Here is a 23,507-nt window from a genome sequence, read left to right as displayed (position 1 = left end):
GTGAATGAGGTGTTAATAGTATGGAATATATAACCTTAAGTTCACTGCTGGACGTCATTGGTGAATTATTTTCGAATGAAATTTCGATTTCTGTTTCTAATACAAAAGAATATATCTACTATTGGCCAAGTAAATGAATTGATTTGAAAATTAGCAATTTTAGGATCATGCCCCCGCTGCTTTAAGCACCGAGGGCCTGACACTTACATCGACCGAAGCAAAGAGATGTGTGTAATAAAAAGAACGAATCAAACGTAAGAAAGAAGCTGCCAAAAAGGATACCGAAAGTACTTTAAGGAAAATTTAAAGGCCAATTAAAGAAATATCATTATATAGAATACTATCGGAAGGGAACAAATAGTAATGCCTTATTCCATTAAAGGACCGTTAAATTGAAGAACCCACTTTTCGAAGAATTTTCCTTTAAGTGTCAAATAGATTCATATCCCTTTCTCGACAATCAGACAGACTCTCCAATGAGTCTGTTTTTTACTTTAACTTGAATGTTCAATAAATTAATAAATTAAATATGTAATTTAATTTATTGAATAAAAACATAGGTTTTTATAAATAATTTTAAAAAGATGTTTGAAAAATAAAATATATGATGTAGAATATGATTAACTGAAAGAAAGGAGAACAGTATGGCATATCCTTTACTCACTAATTGTCCTGTTTGCAGCAAAGCGCTAAAAATTACTAAGCTACAGTGTAACCATTGCCAGACAACGGTAGAAAATGAATTTGAAGTTTCAAGACTGGCGGCTCTCGGTCAGGAACAGCTGCATTTTATTGAGATTTTTCTTAAATGCCGTGGAAATATCAAAGAGGTCGAGAAGGAGCTCGGAATTTCCTATCCGACAGTCAGAGGAAAATTAGATGACATTATCACTGCTCTGGGATTTTCCTCTCAAAAGAAACCGGAAGTGGATAAGAAAAAAATTGTATCCTTATTGGAAAAAGGCGAAATTACGGCAGAGAAAGCCATTCAGTTATTAAAAGAGGGGGAAGTACAATGAAGGACGAAATTTCGAGAGTCTTAACCCTGGTGGAGGAAGGAAAGATTGATAAGGAAAAAGCAAGTGAATTAATTCATATTTTACAAGGTAAAGATCAGCCAGAGCTTGTAACAAAAAAAGAAGTCCCATATGGAAATAAAATGTTAAAGATTCGTGTGTCCTCCGAAGAAGGAGATAATGTAAATGTGAATTTACCGATTAATCTGGTAAAGGCTGTTTTAAAAGTAGGTACAAATATTGCTGAAAAAATACCTGAGGCAGAAAAATATGTAAAAGATATTAACGTTGACCTGCTCATCGAAGCAATTGAAAACGAATTGGACGGACAGATAGTTGACATCACCTCGGCCAATGGTGATAAAGTTTTTGTGGTGATTGAGTAGATTATGTTAAAAGTCAAGGTGAAAGTAAAGGATAAACGATTCTCCATTCCCGTTCCCTATCCGGTTTTAAATTTGGTCAGTTTTATTATTACATCAAAAAGGATTATCCGCTTAATAAATAAAGCAATTGAAAAGGATGGCAGCAAATTCTTCTTCCCGGAAATTGAAAGAAAAGATTTGAAACCGTTGCTGCAGGGATTTTCTAAGCACAGTGGAGTTATCCTTGTTGAAACGAAATTGAATGATGGAATTGAGGTAGAAGTAAAGCTTTAAATAAAACTTCTAAAAATCGCAGTTTTCAGGTTAATATAGCCTTTTAGGCGAGTTCCATTTCTTCTTTCTTCTTTTTCATGGTGCGTCGAGCGAAAATTTGCTAGTTTTTCAGGATCCTCTTCACCACCTGCGATGGCGTCAAGCATGTCTCTTGCCGATACACCGAGAACATCTGAAACAACAGAACCAAGCTTAATGTTCACACCTGCCAACACTTTTTGTTTAAATCTAAAACGGATGGTAAAGGCAATAAATTGGGGGAAGTTTTGGGCCTGTGACCCGGTTCAAAAGTAAATCATGACAAAATGAGCAAAGGGTGAAAGGAATTTTGGCTCCTTTCACCCTTTTGTCAACAGCCCCTTTAGTGTTCTCTCTTCTCAATTAAATCCCCAATCGATACATTCGTAACCTAATAAAATGAGATGAAGTATCTGTTACTGGTTACTTTTTAAGGAATTTTGTAATAAAAGGGGCTATGAAGGGACTTACGAGGGGTTTTACTTGGTTATACATATTCATAGCTTCTTGAGCACTCCCTGCAATCTTTATGAAATCAAAACTACCGTCAGATGTACGAAACTGGGACAGGAAATTGGTAGGCTGCTGTACTGGGCGACGACGAACTGGGCCCAAAGAAAAAATGGAGGGCGTCGGCCGTCTTTCCGGTCTTCTGGAAAACAAATCAAAAACCTCCTTTGCTTCGATTAGGTATCTTTTCTTTATTAGTTATATGAAAATGCGAATCTTTTAGGAAAGGTAACGGCCCAAAAAACACATTTGGATTTTTGAAATATAATATTTGAAAATCTATGTGTGATTAATCGGCAAATAAGAAGCTCTGAGTAGAATCGAAAGTAATCTTTCTTTTAGAAGCGAAAAATTCTTTAATTTAAATTAATTCATTAAGGATAGATTACTAGAATTCTCATTAAAATCCCGTCCCAGTTTCTAAATTAATACATTCAAGAACAAGCAGCCGATAATAATTATGAGAAATAGCATAACAATCAAGGCAAACATGTGTCCGCCACCATATCCATCAGCCTTGCACAAGCCCTTCTTTAATACGCAGCCGATGATAATTAATAGGATAAGCAGTACGACGATTAATGCAAATTCACCGACGCCATAACTTGGGGCGGTAGTTACAGGAGATGTGTAACGATATCCGCCACATCCAAAGCACATAACGCTTCCTCCTCTGACTAGTATTAAGGGATAATCTTGTCCTTTATTGCAGGATATGTAACTATTAAAGATTAGATTGGACAAATACTATATGAATAACAGAAATCCACACTTGTCTTTAATATTTTATCAAGTTCAAATCTATTGGTTATGTTCTAAAAAGACACTAGGAGAATTTGTAAGCTAAAGAGGCGCATGCAATTAATTCGAGTATTGTTTGTTGGCTATGGTTGAGGACAACCGCAAGTGGCTGGCTCTGGATGAGCCGTAGCAAGAAACAAGCGAAAGGAAATAAAAAAGGGTATCCAGTACAGTAGATTTGGATGCCCTTTTTCTTGGGAGTGTATTTACTCGTTTTACAATATGTAAAAGCCGTTAATAACGGCAGGGCTTTTGTTTGTTTCAGATAAAAAATAAAAGGATTACCTCTCCGAAAAGAGACAATTCAGGAGCAAAAAATGTGTCTTTGTTAGTGTTTTAATTTATACTTACCCCACCAGAAACCGATAATTCTATCCAGGATATCACTAAGTTTATGGGCTATTCGAGCATTGAAGGATTTACCCTGAAACAATATGCCAATCTGATTGATTATAGAAGTAAACGTGCTGCCGGGATTCCTCGGCTGCTTTTTTTCACTAAAAATGTACCCATGAAGAAAAATATTGCTACAAATAGCAAAAGCCTCATAAAAGGCTTTGAGCCGATTACAAGGCTTTTGCGATTAATTATGGTTATTAGTAGCCGTAGCCTTTACCAAATGAACAGCCAATGATAATTAACAAAATAAATAGTACAACCAGTAAGGCGAACCCACAGCCATAACCGTATCCTCCAACGCTTTCTCCCACAATAATCCACTCCTTTTATTTCTTTTGAGTTTTATACTCGGTTTATAATATGTACAAGCCTGAAGAATGGAAAGGGCTATTGTTTACTTCAGAATAAAAAAAATTAAAAGATTTTCTCCCTGAAAGAGACAATCCTTGCGGAAAACGTATGCAACTGTTGGAAACAGCTTGATATCGAGATGATAAAATAAATTCGCCTATTGAAGAAACCAACCTCAAAAAGGTCTTGATAGCAAGATTTAATAAAGATTGCTTGATGTAATAGTTAAAATAAGTAAAAAAGATACCGCAGCCAAAAACGGTACCTTGACAACTCTAGGACAAAAATTCATTACCAGAAAAACGGAATAAAAGCCAGGCTGACGATTGCTCCCAGTGCAAATCCTGCAGCGAATCCAAAGCCCCATCCGTATCCATATCCACCATAGTTTTTGCCAAATGGACGGAGATACACTCTGTCTCGAGTAACCCGATCGATGATTCCCCGATGCGTACGGCCGTCACGCATTTTAATTTCAACAGCCCTTCCAATGCCGCGGCTGCACATACCGTGATAACGTGAAACTGACATTTACACTACACCTCCGAATTTCAAACTCACTAACAGGGTATGTCCAAACTTTTTATTTGAGTGGATGAATACACAAAGTAGGAGCGGAAAAGTGTCTTTAGAAGAAAATTTTTCTACAAGGATTTATATTTGCTTTGGTTCCTGATAGGTGCGTATTTCGGTGCTTGTTATATAAGCTCACAAAGGACACACCCCCTCAGCAATTGAGGAATGCTGGACTGGTAGACCATTATGTTAACCATGATAGTGCATTGTACTATCAAAACGCTTCTGGTGTTCCTTTTACCGCTGCATACATCCAAGCCAAAGGCGGTCTGATTGCTGACCTGTATGAGGATATTGCCGCCGAGGAAAAAGCGCGTGCAACTTACCAGTGGTTGATTGATATCTCTGATGACTCGGACATCAATGATTCGCTCAGATTTTTAAGGGAGCGGGAAATCGTCCATTCGTTAAGGTTTAGGGAAGCGGTAGAGATTTTAAAAGAAGAGCGGGACCGGCAAAAGATATTCTAAAGTAAATACAACAGAAGTAACACAAACATTAATAAGAAAAACCTTGAACAGGGTGATTAATCCCAGTCACGGTTTTTCCTTTTTTAATCTTCACTTAATTTCTTATCAATAGGCCTTTCAGAAGCACCTTATAAAAAAACATGGAGAGAAAAAAAGATTATCTGCGTTTAATGGTGTCCATTAATTGAAGATTATCTAACTGCAAAAATAAAGAATGGATAGGCTACACTTAGTTGGACAGGATTTTAAGGTCAAGTAGACTACTAATACACTAGTTGAGGAGAATCTACAATGACTAAACGAGAGCGAAGAACATTTACAGATGAATTTAAAAACCAAATGGTGCAGTTGTATCAGAATGGCAAGCCAAGAAAGGATATCATTCGTGAGTACGATCTAACACCATCTTCTCTTGATAAGTGGATCTCTCAACATAATGCCTCCGGCTCATTCAAAGAAGCTGATAACCGAACACCACAAGAATCAGAATTGGTAAAGCTTCGTAAGGAACTCAAGCAGTTACAGATGGAGAATGATATTTTAAAGCAAGCTGCGCTGATACTAGGACGAAAGTAAATGTGATTCGGAACAACCAACACAAATACTCGATATCAGCAATGTGCGAAGTCCTTCAATTGCCTAGAAGCACTTATTATTATGAAGCGAAAGAAAGAAAATCAGAAGATGACATCATCGAAATTTTTCACGAGAGCCGCCAAAACTATGGAACTCTCAAAATCAAAGTAGAATTAAAAAAACGCGGACCCACTGTCTCCAGAAGACGAATTGGTCGGATTATGAAAGAACAAGGTCTCGTCTCCACCTATACAGTGGCTCAATTTAAACCTCATACAAAGCAGGTTAATAAATCTAACCAAGCAAATGAACTGGACCGGGAATTTAATCAGGAAAATGAGTTGACAGCGATTGTAAGCGACTTAACATATGGAAGGGTCAATCAAAAATGGCATTACGTATGTGTGGTTGTTGATCTCTTTAATAGAGAAATCATTGGTTATAGCGCTGGACCGAATATAGACGCTGCACTGGTTTACCGGGCATTTTCATCCATTAAGGCGGATCTTCGCAAAATTCAGCTCTTCCATAAGGACCGAGGGAGTGAGTTTAAAAATAGGCTGATTGACGATGCACTAGAGACTTTTAATATCCAGCATTCTCTAAGCATGAAGGGTTGTCCTTACGACAATGCTGTAGCTGAAGCCACATTCAAAATCATCAAAACAGAGTTTGTGAAGGGTCGTCATTTCGATACACTGGAGGATCTGACGAGAGAATTGCGCGACTATGTTCATTGGTTTAATCACATCCGTATTCATGGGACACTAGGATATTTAACCCCGATTGAGTACAAACTTGAACACCTTAAAAAAGTTGTCTAGTTTAGTGTTGACAATCCAACTCTCAAACAACTTAAGGAAGTAGTATATTTTTCCTACCTCATCCTCAAATTATGGTTCTAAATTTAGTTTGAACTAATACATTTAGCATATCAAGTTTTTTTATTAGATGAAGGAGTGATAAATAATTGCTTTCGAGGAGTATCTAACCTACAAAAAAGAATCTTGAACTATAAGGCTTTTGGATTATCTTTGTCGAGTTGGAGGATGAGGAATGAATGATGTAACTAGTATTATAAAAATTCCTAATGATTCACCAGTCTCAAAAGTTAGGAATACGTATATGAAGCCAAGAATTGTTGCATTTATTCCAGCGCATAATGAAGAGAAGTCAATCCGTGACTGTTTAGCTGGTTTAGGGGATCAATCCTTGCCAAAAGACGTGGAACTTGATGTTATTGTGATTGCTGATAACTGTTCAGATCGGACGGAAGAAGTAGCATTAGAAGCAGGACAAGAATTCAACCTAAGATTGAAGGTTCTTACCACAAAAAATAATAAACAACGAAAAGTGGGGGCTTTAAACTCAGCTTGGAAAAGTATTTATGGAGATCCTCTAGACTTATATGATAAAAAATTAACTGTATTTGAGGAGTATTATAAACACTCAGTCAAGGCAATACTTGGTATGGATGCAGATAGTCGACTTGCGCCTGATGCGTTATTCCAATTGTGGGAAGGACTAATGAGTTCGCGAAATATTGGTGGAGTAATGGCTAAGTACACAATGAGAATGCCCAAAAAGAAAAGTCTTATTTCAAAAGATGATGTCCATTACGAAGAAAAAATTGCAAGCGGTGAGTATGGGGGCCCAATTGCACGTTGGTGGACACATCAGCAAAAACAAGATATGGCCAGCTGGTTGTTAGATCTCCAATATAGTGGAGGAAGTACATATGTTCTTGGCGGCCAAGCGTCTTTGTTTAGACCAGAAGCATTACAAAATATTATAGATGAAAACAAATTGGATGGCCCTTGGCAGGATGAAAGTGATGTAGAGGACATGCTTTTAACTTGGCAAATTCAGAAGAAATGGAAAACACTAATTAGCCCCACGGCCCGTTGTTTTGTTGATGCTATGAGATCATATCATACCTTCCGACAACAGCGTAACAAATGGCAATCGGGTACGGTTGAATTACTTACAAATAGTGATATTGGAGTTAAATCAAAACATAAAGGAAAAATATGGAGGTCACAAATAAAAACATTTATCGATTTATCGATACGGGTTTTATTGATCTTTCTATTAGCTGTCGCTCTTGCTACAGACCAGTTTTATTGGTCCTGGATATGGCTTACACCAGTCGTAATAGCATCTATATTAAATACTATTCTTGCAATTAAGACTCCATTACACAGGCCCATAGATGTGATTTTAGCCGCATTACTGATTAGTCCTGAGATATATTTATGGGTTAATTTAATCACGTTTGGAAATGTTTGGTTAGGCAAATTTTCCTCTGTTAAAAAAGACGGTTGGGCAACCCAGTATAATGCAGAGAGGGGCAACACACGAAGCAAACTTGTTGAAGGTATCATCGCTATTATACTAATAATAGCACTAGGAACTTACTTGTGTATTGATCAGAGAGATTTTTTAACTAGCGAAAATGTACAGATAGCTGTAACGCCTTATTTACAGACAGGCTGGGTAGTGCTAACTTACTTAACTGTTTATTCATCCTTGGCAATGTTATACCAGATTTGGAAATTGAGAGGTCGGCATGCGGCTTAATAGTTTATAGAAATCGATTTTCAAGCAGTACTAAGATTGGAGGAGTAGTTATGAAGATTAAAAAAGCGATTGTTCCCGCAGCTGGATTTGGTACTAGATTATTACCTGCAACAAAAGCTCAACCAAAAGAAATGCTACCGATAGTCGATAAGCCAACTATTCAATATATTGTTGAGGAAGCTATCGCATCTGGAATTGAGGAAATTATTATAGTTACAGGAAAAGGAAAACATGCTATTGAAAATCATTTTGATTTTGCTCCTGATCTTGAGCAAAACCTATTAAAAAAAGGAAAAATAGAATTGTTAGAAAAAGTTCGTTACTCCACAAACCTTGCTGATATTCACTATATTCGTCAAAAAGAGCCGAAGGGACTTGGACATGCTGTTTGGTGTGCACGTAATTTTATCGGTAATGAACCCTTTGCAGTTCTTCTTGGTGATGATATAGTTCAAAGTGAAACACCGTGCTTAAGACAACTTATTGATATATATGAAGAAACACACTCATCTGTTATTGGGGTTCAATCAGTTCCGAATAAAGTTACACACCGTTATGGTATAATTGATCCAGCTTCACAAGATGGAAGACGATATCGGGTCCAAAACTTTGTGGAAAAACCAATCCCAGGAACAGCTCCTTCAAATCTTGCCATAATGGGTCGCTATATTCTTACACCAGAAATTTTCATGTTTTTAAATCAGCAAGAAATTGGAGCTGAAGGAGAAATTCAGTTAACAGATGCAATTCAAAAATTAAACCAAATTCAAAATGTATTCGCATATGATTTTGATGGAAAAAGATATGATGTTGGAGATAAGATTGGTTTTGTGAAAACTACAATTGAGTTTGCACTTCAGCATGAGGATCTTCGAGATGAATTGACTACCTATATTAAAGAATTGTTTATGATTACTGAGGATACCTATTTGAAAACCTAATTTAACCTTTTAGAAAGCTGAAATATACAACTTTTTTATGCAATATCTTGTATATTTCAGCTTTTTTATTTATTAACCGAAAAGCACCTTTGTAAGACTTTATAAGTGGTTAATACCTGTAACCATCCTCTTATGATTCACTAAAAACCTCATTTACTTATGATACGGTTCACCCCAACTAACATTAAACTGGTTAACTTTTAGCTTAACCTCTATAAACCGGTCCTAATGTTTATTTGTTTCTAGAATTATAACAAGACTTAATCACCCATAATAGCAATTATGAGTGATTTGAAATCACCGATTATCCCACAATGTTTCACATTATTTACATTAGTAAGTTTGGATAGGCTACACTTAGTTGGACAGGATATTAAGGTCAAGTAGACTACTAATACACTAGTTGAGGAGAATCTACAATGACTAAACGAGAGCGAAGAACATTTACAGATGAATTTAAAAACCAAATGGTGCAGTTGTATCAGAATGGCAAGCCAAGAAAGGATATCATCCGTGACGATCTAACACCATCTTCTCTTGATAAGTGGATCTCTCAACATAATGCCTCCGGCTCATTCAAAGAAGCTGATAACCGAACACCACAAGAATCAGAATTGGTAAAGCTTCGTAAGGAACTCAAGCAGTTACAGATGGAGAATGATATTTTAAAGCAAGCTGCGCTGATACTAGGACGAAAGTAAATGTGATTCGGAACAACCAACACAAATACTCGATATCAGCAATGTGTGAAGTCCTTCAATTGCCTAGAAGCACTTATTATTATGAAGCGAAAGAAAGAAAATCAGAAGATGACATCACTTCCGACATAATCGAAATTTTTCACGAGAGCCGCCAAAACTATGGAACTCGCAAAATCAAAGTAGAATTAAAAAAACGCGGACCCACTGTCTCCAGAAGACGAATTGGTCGGATTATGAAAGAACAAGGTCTCGTCTCCACCTATACAGTGGCTCAATTTAAACCTCATACAAAGCAGGTTAATAAATCAAACCAAGCTAATGAACTGGACCGGGAATTTAATCAGGAAAATGAGTTGACAGCGATTGTAAGCGACTTAACATATGTAAGGGTCAATCAAAAATGGCATTACGTATGTGTGGTTGTTGATCTCTTTAATAGAGAAATCATTGGGTATAGCGCTGGACCGAATAAAGACGCTGCACTGGTTTACCGGGCATTTTCATCCATTAAGGCGGATCTTCGCAAAATTCAGCTCTTCCATACGGACCGAGGGAGTGAGTTTAAAAATAGGCTGATTGACGATGCACTAGAGACGTTTAATATCCAGCGTTCTCTAAGCATGAAGGGTTGTCCTTACGACAATGCCGTAGCTGAAGCCACATTCAAGATCATCAAAACAGAGTTTGTGAAGGGTCGTCATTTCGATACACTGGAGGATCTGACGAGAGAATTGCGCGACTATGTTCATTGGTTTAATCACATCCGTATTCATGGGACACTAGGATATTTAACCCCGATTGAGTACAAACTTGAACACCTTAAAAAAGTTGTCTAGTTTAGTGTTGACAATCCAGAAATCTCTCAAAACTTAGAATAAGATAACTTCCACTTTCAGGGAAAGGTCTATGTGCTTTTGTGTGGCATATGTCATAGAAACCATAGTTTCTCACACCTGTAATACCATTAATCCCATAATCCTAAAGGGGAAATTTAGGATATATCTTCTTTTTCTAACACTCCTTCTTGTATTCGAGAAGAGTCAATTTGCAGTTTATTTTAATTTCTCCAGTTATTTTATACCAATTATCATATGGTATCCGATATATAAAAGTGTATATGGCTGCTGCGTTGTAGACAAAGCAGTCTGGAAAACGATCCGTGCAGGAATTTTCATCAGTTGAATCCGGAGAAGATTATTTGGCATTCAAGAACAACAGCGGAAGTTTTATAAGTACAAAAGATTTAACTATTGATACCAAAGCATTACGTTCCATTTACACAATTGAAGATCTTCCTATGTAAAAAACACATTTTCCTGAAAATAGAGATGGATGTCCAATCTAATGCTTTCTTGGCCACATATTCTTATGGTATGGATGATAAGAATCCATTTCTGATTGCTGAATGGAGGGAGGGGAATCTATGGGCTGCTTTGGTTTTGGTAGATGTGGTGGATACACAGCTCCTGTATATGAAGAACCACGTCGATGTGGCGGAGGATTTGCGTTGATAGTCGTATTGTTCATTTTATTGATTATTCTTGGTTGCGTATGTTTTGGTGAGTATTAATTAAAACGAAGCTGATAAGAGTTAAATTATTTATAGCCAAGCTGGGTGAACGATTGGTTCCATATAATATATCAACCCGCATCCAACAGTCTTTTATATTTGCCTCCTGGATTGCCTCCCCGAAAAAGAGGCAATCCTTTTATTTTTTTAATCTGAAGTAAACAATAGCCCTTCAGTTGTTCAGACTTGTACATATGATAAAACGTGTATATGACTCACAAGAAACTGATTAATTAGAAAAAAAGTGAATTAAATGTTTAACAAGCATAGGTTATTTTTGACCACATTCTGACCACCAAACATATATAATGATATTTTTCTAGTTATTGTTATAAAGAAAAAAAGCCCGATAAATCAGGCTTTTTGTAAATCATTTAATTTCAAGTTTCTTTATATTTAATATATAAATGATTGATATCGCACTGCTTTTATCCCTTTAATCATTAAAGGTTAACTTTTATCGAAATTAAGATAAAAAAGGAGTTGTGGTTCATTTACCCGTAATAGCTTTAAAATGGTTGCCACATAATAGTTTTTGCTTTTTTAAATCGTTGTTCCACTTCACTCCAATTAACTAATTTCCACCAATTATCAACATATTTAGCTCGATCGGTTTTATATTGCAGGTAGTAGGCGTGTTCCCATACATCCAGAACAAGCAATGGAATGACATCCCATTGGGTCAGATTCTGATGCTTTTCAGCTGTTAAAATCTCTACGCGATGGGCTCGAGGGGCCCAAACGAGAATCGCCCAACCAACAGCTTCAACATTTTTTGCTGCTTCGGAGAATTGCTTCTTAAATTTTTCAAAGCTTCCAAATGCGTTATTTATAGCTATATTTAGCTGACCGGATGGTTTACCCCCGCCACGCGGACTCATAATATTCCAAAAAATTGTGTGTAAATAGTGACCGGCACCGTGAAACGCTGCTTCTCTTTCCCAATGCTTAATCAAGCTAAAATTTCCGCTTTCACGTGCTTTTTGCATTTCTAATTCTGCTTTATTAAGCCCATCCACATAGCGTTGATGAAGTATATCATGATGTAATCTCATCGTTTCTTCTGAGATGACAGGCTCTAAAGCATTATATGGATAAGGAAGAGGAGGTAATCGATGTCCCCCGATTGGAACGACTTGAATTCTTTCATTTTCGTTATGACCAGATAAAAGCTCAGCTTGGTTAATGAAGCCATTAAGCTTGTCATATAGGGATGTTGCTTTCTTACTTAATTCATGATGATCATGAATGCGATTTTCCGTTATTACTTCATTTTTTAATGAAAAGAAGGCGTCTTCCCATTGCTGTAGAATATGTTCGTCGATATTTGTTAACTGTTCTCGAACTGATTCCCACGTTTTTTCAATATCTTCACACCAATTCAATAATAACTCTCGATAAGTTTTTTCATTTAAATGCAATTGTTTCCCCTCCTAGGTTTACCGGCACTAACAAGATATGAGTCTTTAGCGTAAAAAATCACAGAGCAATACATTAATAATGTGTAAAAAAATAAATGTTAGTTTTGAAATCTTTTTTTATTATCGGGTTGGCTATAGTTGAAAATTCTCAGTTTACAATCGTTTACGCATAACGAAGAAGTGAATTGTACCATTCACCAATCTATTCACTTCTTTAAAGAAAAAGAAGTTGTATTAAATTACAAAAATGTTTATATTGATTGTTCAACAAACCGGCTATAGTTTGCTAAGATAAGACTTGGTGAGGATAATTGGGTACACCAAACAGGTGACAGTTTAGAGTTTTTCATGTCAAAAAAAAGAGAGCCTAATAGACTCCCTTTGCCGATGTTTATTTTTGCCTCGCCCTGTGGATTGGTGTACGTTTGGGAGAAAAAGGTCTATCCCCACTAATCATAGAATAACGCTTTGATATTAATAAGATTTGAACTTGATGTTATGTACTTGTAATTTTCACACCTCAATATTTAACAGAATGCTCTGTATCTATAGGCCGAAACACAGGCATTGTAACAGTAACTCGCTCCAATAATCACGTATGTAATGCCGGAACGCTTGGTCCCAGGCAATTTTGTTTTAAATATTAATAAAAATATGGGTAACCTCCATAAAAAGGATAGCCATATCCGTAACCGCCATAAAAAGGATAGCCATATCCGTAACCACCATAATATGGTCCTATTAATGTACTCGCTGCAAGGCCCCCTAAAAGGCCGCCGACAAATGGTGATCCGAATCCATAACCAAATCCAAACGGCCTCCTATATCCAAAAGGTCTTCCAAAACCAATTGGCCGTCTCATGTCATTCTCATCAATAGTAATACCATGTAATTCGTGATTCATTATGGGCCTCCTTATTGTTCGGCTTACATTATATAATTATGTATTTGCAGGTAAGATGTATAGGTATTTATCTTCTTATCTCAGAAAAAATGTATTAATTTCCTTACACCCTTAACATACAGACATCTTGACGGACACTATTGAAAATTCGAAGGGAGGGGAAAAATCTCATGCTTTATGAGATGTCGTTGACAAGATATTAAATGATGTAGTGTTCGAATCTTAATAATCAGAAGTTAATGGAGGGGATACAATGGAATGGTTACTACTACTAGCAGTTGTTATGGCGTTAATTTTATTTTTACGAAAAAAACTCACATTTACATTTGGTTTATCTCCAAAAACAATAGAGATAAGACGAATAAAAGGGCTTAAAACACTAAGTGATGATCTGGAAAAATCCCTTAGTGAAAGTTATATGCAAAACGTAGAAGATAGGGTGAAAAAAGAAAATAAATTAAAAGAAAATGAGTACAAGTGGCGTCTGCTAGATTTAAAACGTTACTTTATTATGACTTCTCTTTTAAAAGAGTCTCCAATGTTTAGCGAGAAAGTTGATGAACTGTGGCATCAGATGCTCATGTTTACCCGAGAGTATGATGATTTTTCAAAAAAATATTTAGGGAGTATTCTTCACCACAGTCCAAATGTAAAAGGGTCAGCTGACCCTGATTTGCGAGGTTTTTTTGATTGGGTGTACGCTGAGCTTTTTCTCATAAAAAAAGAGAATATCCATCTTTATAAGGGGTTTTTCCGGTACCCAGTACATCCAACTATCATTGATGAGTTTAAAAATTTACCAGAAAACGATCTTATAGTTAAATATTTTAAAAGTGATACCAAATATAATACTACTGTACTCTCACTCATCTCTTCCATGAAAAAAACAGCAAATAAAGTAAAGGATTATGAAAAAAGCGTCATAAACGAAAAAATGAAAAAAAGCAAAAGAGAGGAAAAATACAACGCAATGCTTATTCCTGTTTTGTCTGTTTCTTATTTTCATTATGATGAATTTTCAAGTTACATGAAAATAAGGAGCGCAACTTCATCAAGTTGTACAAGTTGCGGGTCAGCTAGCTCCTGTAGCTCTTGCTCGTCCGATAGTTCCTGCTCCAGCTGCGGTGGCGGTGGAGATTAATAAAAGAACCCTTTAATAAAAAAATCGGGGGGAATGATATTGTCTTTAAAAGTAGGCGATATTATTACATTTGAACGGACTTTCACAGCAGAAGATGTTGCATTGTTTACTAAGATTTCAGCTGATGAAGGCTTATTGCTTGCTTGCTGACGGTAACATTTTTTGCCGCTACGCCTGAAACGACAGCCTATGCAACATCAAACAGCGATGCCTGGAAAAAGGCAGGAATCGATCAAGGTAAAAAAGTGGATGACAGTGCAATCTATGATGATTCGCTTCTAAGTAGAGGAGTAAGTATGTTTCGAAACTTTATTGTTTTTACCTTTCGGCACCTTGACCGATTAGGGTGTGTAAATGGTTTTGCAAGTCATCGTTTGCTGTAACCATTTCAAAATTCGTAAGCTGCCTCTATATTAATGGAAAATTAACACTTTTTAAATAATTAGATAAATAATTAAGCGATATTTAAGAATAGGTAAATAAAGGTTCAGAATGGGGAAACCATATTCTTTTTTTCTGAAAAGCCTGTATGATTATCTTGTAATCGAAATTGGACCAATCATGGAGGCAAAGAGGATGAAAGAAATGAAAAAATGGTTTTTATTATTAATGGCGGCTTTCATGTTAACAGGTATTGCCACAGGTTGCACCAACGAAGATAATGGAACAGATGATACCAACACTGAAGAAACAGAGACCAATGAAGAAGGCACTGAAGAAGAAGGTACTGAAGAAGAGGGTCAATAATAAAAAAGAGCTGGACATCTGATATTATCCCCTTTAAGTAGACAGTGTAAAAAACCTCCCATGTGGTATGTGGGTATTACACTTTACTTAAAGGGGATTTTTCTATGGCTATAAAGGGGCAAACGTTTCAAAGCTACACAAATGACAACTAAAAGTATGGTTAAGGAAATGAAAAAACGGGCAGCCATTTGATAAACGAAGTGGAGGGGCATCCAATCCATTAATGGGGCGCCCGCGCACTAAATTCAAGTCAGTAGAAGAAGAAAGAGATTATTTAAAAGCGCAGGTTGATTATCTAAAAAAGCAATATCCAAATCTAGTAAAGGAGGAGACGATATCCCACAGCCACTCAAATATGAAATAATCGAAGAATTAAAAGGTGCCTATCCAATCACCTGGTTATTGGAAATCGCTTGTATTAAGCGATCAAGTTACTATAAGTGGAAGGCAAAGGAACCAGAGCGGCAGGAAAAGGCTAAACTGGAACAGGATTTACGGGAACATATGATGGGATTACATTTTCTCCATCCGGAATTGGCTGCCCCCGGATGACCTATTGGTTAAAGGGTTTTGTTTTTTACTGACTGCACTTAAAATGGCATATCAAGCGGGAGTGCTGTCATTTTTGTGACGTAGTAATTAATTAGATTTTGCGAACAAAACATCAATCTGATTTGCCGCTTCTTCTTGCATGCTTGGTAACACGTTGGTTTATTTACAACAATTCAAAAAAGCAATTGTAAGCTCAATCTTCTTGGTGTGAAATGCTAGCTGTTTCTGTTAAGGACTCAGTAAACACTTTTAAAATGGTCAGTAGCGCTGGAGTGGCATTATTTTGCTAGTCTACATTTTTGAACAGTATCTTCTCAAATTAATAGAACTTAAATTGATATAGAAATAGGGACGATCCAATAACTCACTGTATGTGACTTTTGGATCGTCCCTTTTTACTTTCAAACGATTAGAGATGCTTTTTTCCCTTAGGGCGGTTTATTAGAGGATAGTTTTTTTCACGCGATTATAAAAATTTGCCTCCTCGATGATCCTTTTTGCTCCAATCGATATATATAAAAGTTGAAAGCAATGTTTAAAGCTTCGGCAGAGGGATTTTTGACGCGGCAGCTCGCACATGCAACAAAAATTGAACGAATGGGAGGCAGGTTTTATGAGCGGATTATTAATCAAGGAAAGTCCATTAATGATCATTCCTTCTTTGGCTGTGAAAATTGGGTTGAGTGAGGCGGTTATTCTGCAGCAGGTGCATTATTGGCTGAAATCAAGCAAGCATGAATTCGACGGGAGAAAGTGGATTTACAATACGTATAAGAATTGGCAAAACCAGCTGCCATTTTGGTCGGAGAGTACGATTAAGCGAACGATCAAGGAACTTGAAAAGGATGGCTACCTGATCTCGGGTAATTGGAACCGGTCCAAGATGGATAAAACGAAATGGTACACAATCGATTATGAAAAGCTAATGAATTTGGAAGAGGAGCTAATGGGACATCCAGCTGCCCAAAATGAGCCATTGAACGCACCAAATGCAGACATGGAGGAGCCCGGCTTGGACCAAGCAATACCAGAGATTACCCAAGAGACTACTGCAGAGAATAAAATCCCCTATGCCGAAATCATCGCTTACCTGAACGAAAAGACAAATTCCTGTTATAAGGCGAGTACACAACAAACCAGAAATCTGATCCGGAAAAGATGGAAGGAAGGTTTTACACTGGAGGATTTTAAGAGAGTGATAGACCTAAAGGCTACAGAGTGGAAAAATCCGCAATGGAGCAAGTACTTGAGGCCGGAAACGTTATTCGGGACAAAGTTTGAGTCGTACTTAAACCAGAGAGGCTTTGGGAGCAACAAGGTTCTCGAGGAGGACTTTGATCTCGATGACTAAGAGGGAAACATTCGAAATCCTGAAATTGATTGGCGAATATTATGGGCAGTTTACTGTTGACCAGCAAAAATTGGATGCCTGGCATGAGGCATTGAAGACATACTCTTTTCAGCAGATAAAACAAAATCTGGTTTGCTTTGTAACCCAATCTCCGGCACCACCGAAGGTTTCAGACCTTGTGAAGCAAAATCTGGCAGGCGAACAACAGCCATTGGAATTTGAATGGGAACCGGCAGTGGAACAAGACATTCAAGAGGAATTGCAGCGGCTGAGACAAATATTAAGGATAAGGATGAACTAATTGGATGCAATTCGAATTTGCCAATGTCGAGGCGGAACAGGCGCTGGTTGGGTCCCTTTTCCTGGAGGTTGGGCTGATCCAGGAATGTACGATCCAGCCTAATCAATTATACACCTGGCAGCTGCGCAAGCTTCTGGAAGCGATGAAGCAGCTGCATGATATGGAAAAGCCAATAGACGTGATTTCTGTTGTCGAACAAATCGGCCCCAATAATCTTAAAGACATTGGGGGTATTGGCTTCATAACAGACCTTGCCGGGAGCGTGCCAACCACCGCCAACTTTCATTATTACCAGGACATCGTTAAGGAATATGACCAAAAAAGAAAAACCATCCAGGCAGCCACTCTTCTTATGGAAGAGGCAAAAACCAACGAAATACGGAAAACGCTGCGCGACGGAATCCATCGCCTGATGCAAATCGAAGACCAAAGCACAGAAGACAGCCTCGGGGAAATACAAGCTTCACTGATCGACTTCTATTATGATTGTGAAAACGATATCGGGGAACTTAGCGGCATCCCGTCCGGTTTTACCCAGCTGGACAAACTGACAGGCGGGTTTCAGGCGTCAGACTTGGTGATCATTGGCGCAAGGCCAGGCATGGGGAAAACTGCATTTGCATTGAACCTTGCCCTTACAGCGGCCAAGGAGGATATTGCAATCTTCTTCTCACTGGAAATGCCGGTGAAGCAATTAATGAAGCGGGCGATCAGTGCAACCGGCAAAATCAATGGCCTGAAATTAAGAAATCCAAAAAAGAACCTGTCCAAGGAGGACTGGACCAAGCTCACCGAAGCAATGGGAAAAATATCAAAGGCAAATCTGCACATGTTCGACCGGGCAGCAATCACTGTCAGCTATATCTGGGCAAAGGTCAGAAAAGTGAAGCGGGAATACGGAGAGAAGAAAAGAATCCTGGTTGTGCTGGACTATCTTCAGCTTATATCAGGAGAAGGAAAGCAATGCACAAACCGCTACGCTGAAATCAGCGAAATCAGCCGCTCCCTAAAACAAATGGCCAAAGAACTGGACGTGGTCGTGCTGGCACTCTCCCAGCTCAGCAGGGGAGTGGAAGTCCGTCAGGAAAAACGCCCGATTCTCTCTGACCTGCGTGAAAGCGGCCAAATCGAACAGGACGCAGACGTAATCGCCTTCCTGTACCGCGAGGATTACTATCAAAAGGGCACGGAACACAAGGACATCACAGAAATCATTGTTGCCAAGCAAAGGAATGGCCCGATTGGGACAGTGAAGCTGGGATTTGAGAAGGAGTATGGGAGGTTTGGTGAAGTGTGATTTAGGGTGAACGACAAGGCAGCGCTAGAACATTGAAGCCAAGCAGCTGGGTCCTGTCCTTATTTCAGGTTTTTGAAATGAATATATTTTACTATGATTTAATTGAAATACATAACTTTCCTTCTCAGTTACGATAAGAGGTCCACCATTCCCTTTCCCTATTCGGTTTTAAATTTGGTTAGTTTGATTATTACATCAAAAAGGATCATCCCTCTTAATAAATAAAGCAATTAAAAGGTTCACAGCAAATTCATCTTTCTGGTAATTGAAAGAAAAGAAATGAAGACGTTGCTGAAGGGATTATCTAAGCACAGTGGAGTCATCCTTGTTGTAACGAAATAAAATGATGGAACTGAGGTAGAAGTGTAACTTTAAATCAAACATCTTAGAATCGCATAAAGGTAACACCTTTTCATTCTTATCATTTTGGTCCCTAATCCTTAGGATAATAAATTTAGAGAAAATAAGGAAATTCTCATGAACCTTCAATCTTTGTTCACATGCAACATGTAGTAGGGCATCTTTTTTAAGCTATCATAAAATTAACTTGATAGGGGGGCTTATAATGTATAAAGTTATGTTTATTAACGCTCTAACAAAGGAAACACTTCGAGAAGAAATTTGCAATCAACCAAAAATATTCAATGGATTGATTCAAGATTTAAAGGCATTAAACGAAAGAAAATCTTCGTTTTTAGTGTTTGACGATCGTGGAAGAACTCTTGAAGCTAACTATGGTATCGCATACCCTTTACGAGGAGGGGAACAAGAAAATATTAATGGCATACTTGAAAGTTAGATTATCACCAAATCAGGCAGTTATCAAACAAGTGGGAGACAGGAAATAACACTCGATTTATTAAATAAATAGTTGAACTCTTATTATCTTTTTATATAAAAGATACTTTTTGTTGATTTGGGCGGCATGATGTAATTATCGCCCAAACCCCTTGGGCGGCACTCCAGTTGTTTTGAGACAGAAGTTAGATAAGGGAATTTAGAGTTACATTTTTGTTTTAGATGGTAAAAAAATTTACAGCAATATGTGCAATTAAAGCTGTTTACGATCAATCTTGACTGCTTCAAAAAAAGATCAGGTTTTGTGAAAGAAAACAATGCAAAAGGAAAGATAATGAGGAGTTTAGAAACTTAGTTTTATCCTGAGTATTATACCCATTTCGATAGTATTGTAAAAAGCTAATCGGCCGTGGATTCAAGAAGGATTGCAACTTAATCAAAGGGCTTCATCGCTTTTTCAAATTTATGTCAAAGGATTCCGTGGAGCTGGTGCATAAAAAATCAATTGATGAAAACGAAATCAAAAGATGAAGTGCGTGCATTGCTTGATAAATTTGGAAAAGACTGTTGATGGGACGGGGACAGCAAAATGATGTAACTCTCAAAAAGTTAAAGAAAATGTAAATCACAGCTACTCATGTGTACTTTTTTTGTAGCCGGCAACTTTTGTTTTGATAAAGTCTGTATCTATAAGAAAAATGTCTTAAGATTGTAATAAGCCCACCAGCGCCCTTGTGTAGCCAAAACTCTGCATATGTGTATTGTAAAACAGCGGTTTAAAAGCGATGCAAATAGAATATGTACCGCTTCTATTATAATTTACTTCCATTTATTGGCAAATCGGTGACTACTAACATCATGTTAACATTTTGCTAACGGATTCCTATCAGTCCCTTGGTGCCTTACGTTACCGGGGGGACTGACCCTTTTTTTCTTGCAATTGATCTTCCTTAATATCTATTCATATAGTAAGATTTTATCATCAAAGAATTGTCGACAGGGGAAGAATCAATGCAGGTTGAAAAAAGGTTAATTGTAAATTCAGATAGAGGAAATTTGCTGAATGAGTTAATAGATTCAATGAATGAATGCCGGCGGTTTTATTTCAGTGTGGCATTCATTAACTTCAGTGGACTTCAACTGATGCTAGATCCGTTACGTGAGGCGGAGAAAAAAGGGGTAACGGGGAAGATAATTACCTCAACTTATCTCAATTTTACAGATGCGAAAGCATTGGAGAAAATCACAGAGTTCAAAAATGTTGATTTAAAGGTGTTTGTGACGGATAAGGAGATTGGCTTTCATACGAAGGTTTATATTTTTGAGTATGAAGATTGTTATAAGGTTATCATCGGTTCATCCAATATTACCCAGAGTGCGCTGAAAAGTAATGTTGAATGGAACGTGGAGGTCATTTCTAAGAGTAATACTTCTTTTATAAAGGAAGTCTTAAAGGAATATGATAGTCTCTGGGATAGATCTCAGATTGCAGATGAGAAACTGATTGCTGAATATGAGGAATTCTTAAAAACTCTTAAATCAACCCAACGAAAGCAGCAACTGATCTTTGAAAAACCGGAATACATCACACCTAACCGAATGCAACGGCGGGCAACTGATAATCTTGCCAGGCTCAGAGGTTTTGGAGAAAAAAAAGCGCTTGTAATCGCGGCAACGGGAACCGGAAAAACGTATATGTCCGCATTTGATGTGAAAAGCTTCCGGCCAAAGCGGCTTCTATTTATTGTACATAGGGAAGAGATTCTTAGAAAAGCGAAAGAAACTTTTGAAAAGCTGCTGCCAAATGATAAGTTTACATTTGGTTTATTAACTGGTAATCACAAAGAGAAGAACGCTGATTATATATTTACTACTAACCTTACAATCTCTAATTGCTATCAAGAATTTAAGAGAGATGAATTTGATTATATTATTATCGACGAAGCCCATCACGCAACAAGTTCAACCTATCAAGCAGTTTTAAACTATTTTGAACCTAAGTTCACGCTTGGAATGACGGCTACACCTGAACGGAGCGACGGATACAATGTATTCGATCTTTTTGATAATAATGTAGCTCTTGAGGTTCGCCTGCATGAAGCGCTTGATGATGAGCTGGTCATTCCGTTTCATTACTTTGGCATAACCGATATTGACGGAATTGATTTGAGTGATGTTTCGCTTGATGACATTGCGGAAGTGACGAAGCGGCTTAAGGTAAATGAGCGTGTCGATTTTATTATTGAGAAGATGGAGTTTTACGGTCATGACGGGGAGAAGCGCAAATGCCTCGGGTTTTGCGCGAGCATTGAGCATGCCCAGTTTATGGCTGCCGAGTTTAACATCAGGGGCTACAAGAGTATTTGCCTGCATGGTGGAGATTCAGCAGATACTCGTGAAAAAGCGATTAACCGTTTGGAAAATGACTATGATGAACTGGAGTTTATTTTTACCGTTGATATTTTTAACGAAGGGGTCGACATTCCTTCAGTGAACTCAGTTCTCATGTTAAGGCCAACAAACTCGCCTATTATCTTTATCCAGCAGCTTGGACGCGGCTTACGGAAGCATGCCAATAAGAGCTTTTTAACGGTGCTAGATTTTATCGGCAATCATAATAAAACGTTCTTGATTGCCCTAGCTCTTAATGGCAGCCGCTATTATGACAAGGAAAGCTTGAAGGTTGCGGTAGCAACGGGTTTTGCTAATATCCCTGGCAGTACCCATATCCAAATGGACAAGATTTCGCAGGAACGAATCCTCGTGCAAATTGACCAGGAAAACTTCAATTCAATGAAGTATTTAAAGGAAGAGTACTTTGAATTTAAAAAGCTTAATCAGGGGCGGATTCCTTACTTCCTATTGGATTATTTAAAGTATGATGGGGCGCCTGATCCGGTAAAATTTATCGACAAAGAGAAAACATATTTACAATTTGTGGCCAAAGTAGAGAAAACGGAACGGCTGAAAACCTTATTGAGCGATGATATCTTTGAAAGGGCGCTGAAGGAACTTTCAAACAAACTCCCTCTTAAACGGGTGTATGAATTTGTTGTAATCAAGTATTTGCTTGAACATGATCATATTTCATTAGAATCGGCGAAAAATGAGATTTTGAAGTGTATTAAGTTTGTTGATGATGATAGTGTCCTTCATGCGTTCCAAACCTTAAACCAAGATTTTTACGACAGCGGGGAATTGAGTCGGAATGTGAAGTTGTTCGATTTGCAAAACGGTATTCTTATTAAAACTTCTGTCTTCGAGAGGATACTCTCTCATCAAGAATACCGAAAGTACATCGAAGACATTATCATGTACGGTATTTTCCGATATGAAAAAGAATTTAAATATGAGTACTACGGCGTGCCTCATTTCAAACTGTATGAGCAGTATAAAATGGCAGACGCAGCCCTGCTTTCGAATTTTCGGAAAAGTCATAGTTCCTTTCGAGGTTCAGGTCTGCTTACCAACGGGAATGACTACTTCTTATATATTGATCTGCACAAGGAGGCTGACGTTGAGGAAAGGCTCGCGTATAAAGATGAGATCAAAGACACCCGGCATTTTCAGTGGCAAACTCCTCACACAACGGCCCAGCACACGAATACCGGGCAGAATATTATCTATAACGAGGCTCGCGATATTAACCTTCACTTGTTCATCAGGAAATATAAAGTCATTGATGGCAAAAACGAACCGTTTATCTATATCGGAAAAGGACACAGCATTAGTTTTGAAGGTAACAAACCAATCACTGTTCAAATGGAATTGGAACATGAACTTCCATACAACCTATATATCGAATTCACAAAAAAAGTATAGTCTCT

The 23,507-nt window shown here is 37.7% G+C and carries 23 protein-coding genes and 3 pseudogenes; 19 read left to right on the top strand and 7 right to left on the bottom strand.

The genetic code is table 11. The features are described from left to right. Positions 1–20 precede the first annotated feature (20 nt). From CVD28_RS06325 to CVD28_RS06310, 4 genes and pseudogenes are all read left to right on the top strand, one after another. A pseudogene (locus tag CVD28_RS06325) lies at positions 21–134 on the top strand (LytTR family transcriptional regulator); the annotation flags it as partial. 510 nt (positions 135–644) lie between these two features. After that, positions 645–1,019 (top strand): DUF2089 domain-containing protein, encoded by a 375-nt coding sequence (locus CVD28_RS06320; protein ID WP_101591513.1) that lies wholly within the window; start codon positions 645–647, stop codon positions 1,017–1,019. Beyond that, positions 1,016–1,402 carry an SHOCT-like domain-containing protein gene (locus CVD28_RS06315; protein WP_101591512.1) on the top strand — a complete coding sequence of 129 codons (387 nt, stop codon included), beginning with the start codon at positions 1,016–1,018 and terminating at the stop codon, positions 1,400–1,402. The genes CVD28_RS06320 and CVD28_RS06315 overlap by 4 nt, the downstream gene beginning before the upstream one ends. Positions 1,403–1,405: 3 nt before the next feature. Continuing rightward, on the top strand, positions 1,406–1,675 hold the full coding sequence (locus CVD28_RS06310; RefSeq protein ID WP_101591511.1) for a hypothetical protein: 270 nt from the start codon (positions 1,406–1,408) through the stop codon (positions 1,673–1,675). Here the strand turns inward: CVD28_RS06310 and CVD28_RS06305 are convergent. The 5 genes from CVD28_RS06305 to CVD28_RS06285 form a co-directional block, all read right to left on the bottom strand. Beyond that, on the bottom strand, positions 1,672–1,878 hold the full coding sequence (locus tag CVD28_RS06305; RefSeq protein WP_180954002.1) for a hypothetical protein: 207 nt from the start codon (positions 1,876–1,878) through the stop codon (positions 1,672–1,674). The genes CVD28_RS06310 and CVD28_RS06305 overlap by 4 nt on opposite strands. A gap of 238 nt (positions 1,879–2,116) precedes the next feature. Continuing rightward, on the bottom strand, positions 2,117–2,308 hold the full coding sequence (locus CVD28_RS29215; RefSeq protein WP_374702508.1) for a YppG family protein: 192 nt from the start codon (positions 2,306–2,308) through the stop codon (positions 2,117–2,119). 315 nt (positions 2,309–2,623) lie between these two features. Next, positions 2,624–2,863 (bottom strand): YjcZ family sporulation protein, encoded by a 240-nt coding sequence (locus CVD28_RS06295; RefSeq protein WP_101591509.1) that lies wholly within the window; start codon positions 2,861–2,863, stop codon positions 2,624–2,626. A gap of 737 nt (positions 2,864–3,600) precedes the next feature. Continuing rightward, positions 3,601–3,714 (bottom strand): YjcZ family sporulation protein, encoded by a 114-nt coding sequence (locus tag CVD28_RS06290; protein ID WP_101591508.1) that lies wholly within the window; start codon positions 3,712–3,714, stop codon positions 3,601–3,603. A 331-nt stretch (positions 3,715–4,045) separates the two neighbouring features. After that, positions 4,046–4,285 (bottom strand): hypothetical protein, encoded by a 240-nt coding sequence (locus tag CVD28_RS06285; protein WP_101591507.1) that lies wholly within the window; start codon positions 4,283–4,285, stop codon positions 4,046–4,048. Positions 4,286–4,449: 164 nt separating this feature from the next. Between CVD28_RS06285 and CVD28_RS06280 the strand changes: the two are divergent. The 6 genes and pseudogenes from CVD28_RS06280 to CVD28_RS28455 all read left to right on the top strand — a co-directional run. Then, positions 4,450–4,800, top strand: a pseudogene (locus tag CVD28_RS06280) (manganese catalase family protein); the annotation flags it as partial. 291 nt (positions 4,801–5,091) lie between these two features. Further along, a protein-coding gene (locus tag CVD28_RS06275; protein WP_101591505.1) for an IS3 family transposase occupies positions 5,092–6,200 on the top strand; the annotation gives its coding sequence in 2 pieces (ribosomal slippage) (positions 5,092–5,341 and positions 5,341–6,200; 1,110 coding nt in all). Between the two features lie 301 nt (positions 6,201–6,501). After that, entirely contained in the window at positions 6,502–7,956 is a 1,455-nt protein-coding gene (locus CVD28_RS06270; RefSeq protein WP_374702507.1) for a glycosyltransferase family 2 protein, read from the top strand. A 50-nt stretch (positions 7,957–8,006) separates the two neighbouring features. Next, a complete protein-coding gene (gene galU, locus CVD28_RS06265) occupies positions 8,007–8,897 on the top strand; it encodes a UTP--glucose-1-phosphate uridylyltransferase GalU (protein ID WP_101591503.1) in 891 nt (296 codons plus the stop codon). Positions 8,898–9,316: 419 nt separating this feature from the next. Next, positions 9,317–10,434 (top strand): IS3 family transposase gene (locus CVD28_RS06260; protein WP_219621183.1). Its coding sequence is split into 2 segments (ribosomal slippage): positions 9,317–9,563 and positions 9,563–10,434, totalling 1,119 coding nucleotides; the frame shifts between segments, so codons are not numbered across the junction. A 587-nt stretch (positions 10,435–11,021) separates the two neighbouring features. Beyond that, the gene (locus tag CVD28_RS28455; RefSeq protein WP_101591502.1) at positions 11,022–11,168 is read left to right on the top strand and encodes a YjcZ family sporulation protein; all 147 of its coding nucleotides are present in this window, start codon (positions 11,022–11,024) and stop codon (positions 11,166–11,168) included. Positions 11,169–11,677: 509 nt separating this feature from the next. Here CVD28_RS28455 and CVD28_RS06250 read toward each other — a convergent pair. Both CVD28_RS06250 and CVD28_RS06245 read right to left on the bottom strand, forming a co-directional pair. Beyond that, complete coding sequence (locus CVD28_RS06250; RefSeq protein ID WP_180953998.1) at positions 11,678–12,589, bottom strand: superoxide dismutase; 912 nt, start codon at positions 12,587–12,589, stop codon at positions 11,678–11,680. Between the two features lie 643 nt (positions 12,590–13,232). Beyond that, the gene (locus CVD28_RS06245) at positions 13,233–13,493 is read right to left on the bottom strand and encodes a hypothetical protein (RefSeq protein WP_101591501.1); all 261 of its coding nucleotides are present in this window, start codon (positions 13,491–13,493) and stop codon (positions 13,233–13,235) included. A gap of 253 nt (positions 13,494–13,746) precedes the next feature. On the opposite strand from CVD28_RS06245, the gene CVD28_RS06240 reads away from it, so the two are divergent. From CVD28_RS06240 to CVD28_RS06195, 9 genes and pseudogenes are all read left to right on the top strand, one after another. Then, the gene (locus CVD28_RS06240; protein ID WP_101591500.1) at positions 13,747–14,634 is read left to right on the top strand and encodes a hypothetical protein; all 888 of its coding nucleotides are present in this window, start codon (positions 13,747–13,749) and stop codon (positions 14,632–14,634) included. A 143-nt stretch (positions 14,635–14,777) separates the two neighbouring features. Further along, positions 14,778–15,017, top strand: a complete 240-nt coding sequence (locus CVD28_RS06235; RefSeq protein ID WP_101591499.1) for a hypothetical protein — start codon at positions 14,778–14,780, stop codon at positions 15,015–15,017. Positions 15,018–15,210: 193 nt separating this feature from the next. Beyond that, a complete protein-coding gene (locus CVD28_RS27925; protein ID WP_180953996.1) occupies positions 15,211–15,381 on the top strand; it encodes a hypothetical protein in 171 nt (56 codons plus the stop codon). Positions 15,382–16,546: 1,165 nt separating this feature from the next. Next, the gene (locus tag CVD28_RS06225; protein WP_101591497.1) at positions 16,547–17,284 is read left to right on the top strand and encodes a conserved phage C-terminal domain-containing protein; all 738 of its coding nucleotides are present in this window, start codon (positions 16,547–16,549) and stop codon (positions 17,282–17,284) included. After that, entirely contained in the window at positions 17,277–17,585 is a 309-nt protein-coding gene (locus tag CVD28_RS06220; protein WP_101591496.1) for a replicative helicase loader/inhibitor, read from the top strand. The genes CVD28_RS06225 and CVD28_RS06220 overlap by 8 nt, the downstream gene beginning before the upstream one ends. 4 nt (positions 17,586–17,589) lie before the next feature. Further along, positions 17,590–18,882, top strand: a complete 1,293-nt coding sequence (gene dnaB / locus CVD28_RS06215) for a replicative DNA helicase (RefSeq protein ID WP_101591495.1) — start codon at positions 17,590–17,592, stop codon at positions 18,880–18,882. Between the two features lie 565 nt (positions 18,883–19,447). After that, positions 19,448–19,681, top strand: coding sequence for a hypothetical protein (locus CVD28_RS06205; RefSeq protein ID WP_101591494.1), 234 nt, complete (start codon positions 19,448–19,450; stop codon positions 19,679–19,681). Positions 19,682–20,115: 434 nt separating this feature from the next. Then, positions 20,116–20,251: pseudogene (locus CVD28_RS06200) on the top strand (tRNA-dihydrouridine synthase); the annotation flags it as partial. A 440-nt stretch (positions 20,252–20,691) separates the two neighbouring features. Further along, a complete protein-coding gene (locus CVD28_RS06195) occupies positions 20,692–23,502 on the top strand; it encodes a DEAD/DEAH box helicase (RefSeq protein ID WP_101591493.1) in 2,811 nt (936 codons plus the stop codon). Positions 23,503–23,507: the final 5 nt, after the last annotated feature.

Origin of the sequence: Bacillus sp. M6-12, assembly GCF_002860285.1 — a bacterium.
Taxonomy (GTDB): domain Bacteria; phylum Bacillota; class Bacilli; order Bacillales; family DSM-1321; genus Peribacillus.
The sequence above is the reverse complement of the archived record's forward strand: the minus strand, read 5'-3'. Positions and strand labels throughout refer to the sequence as shown.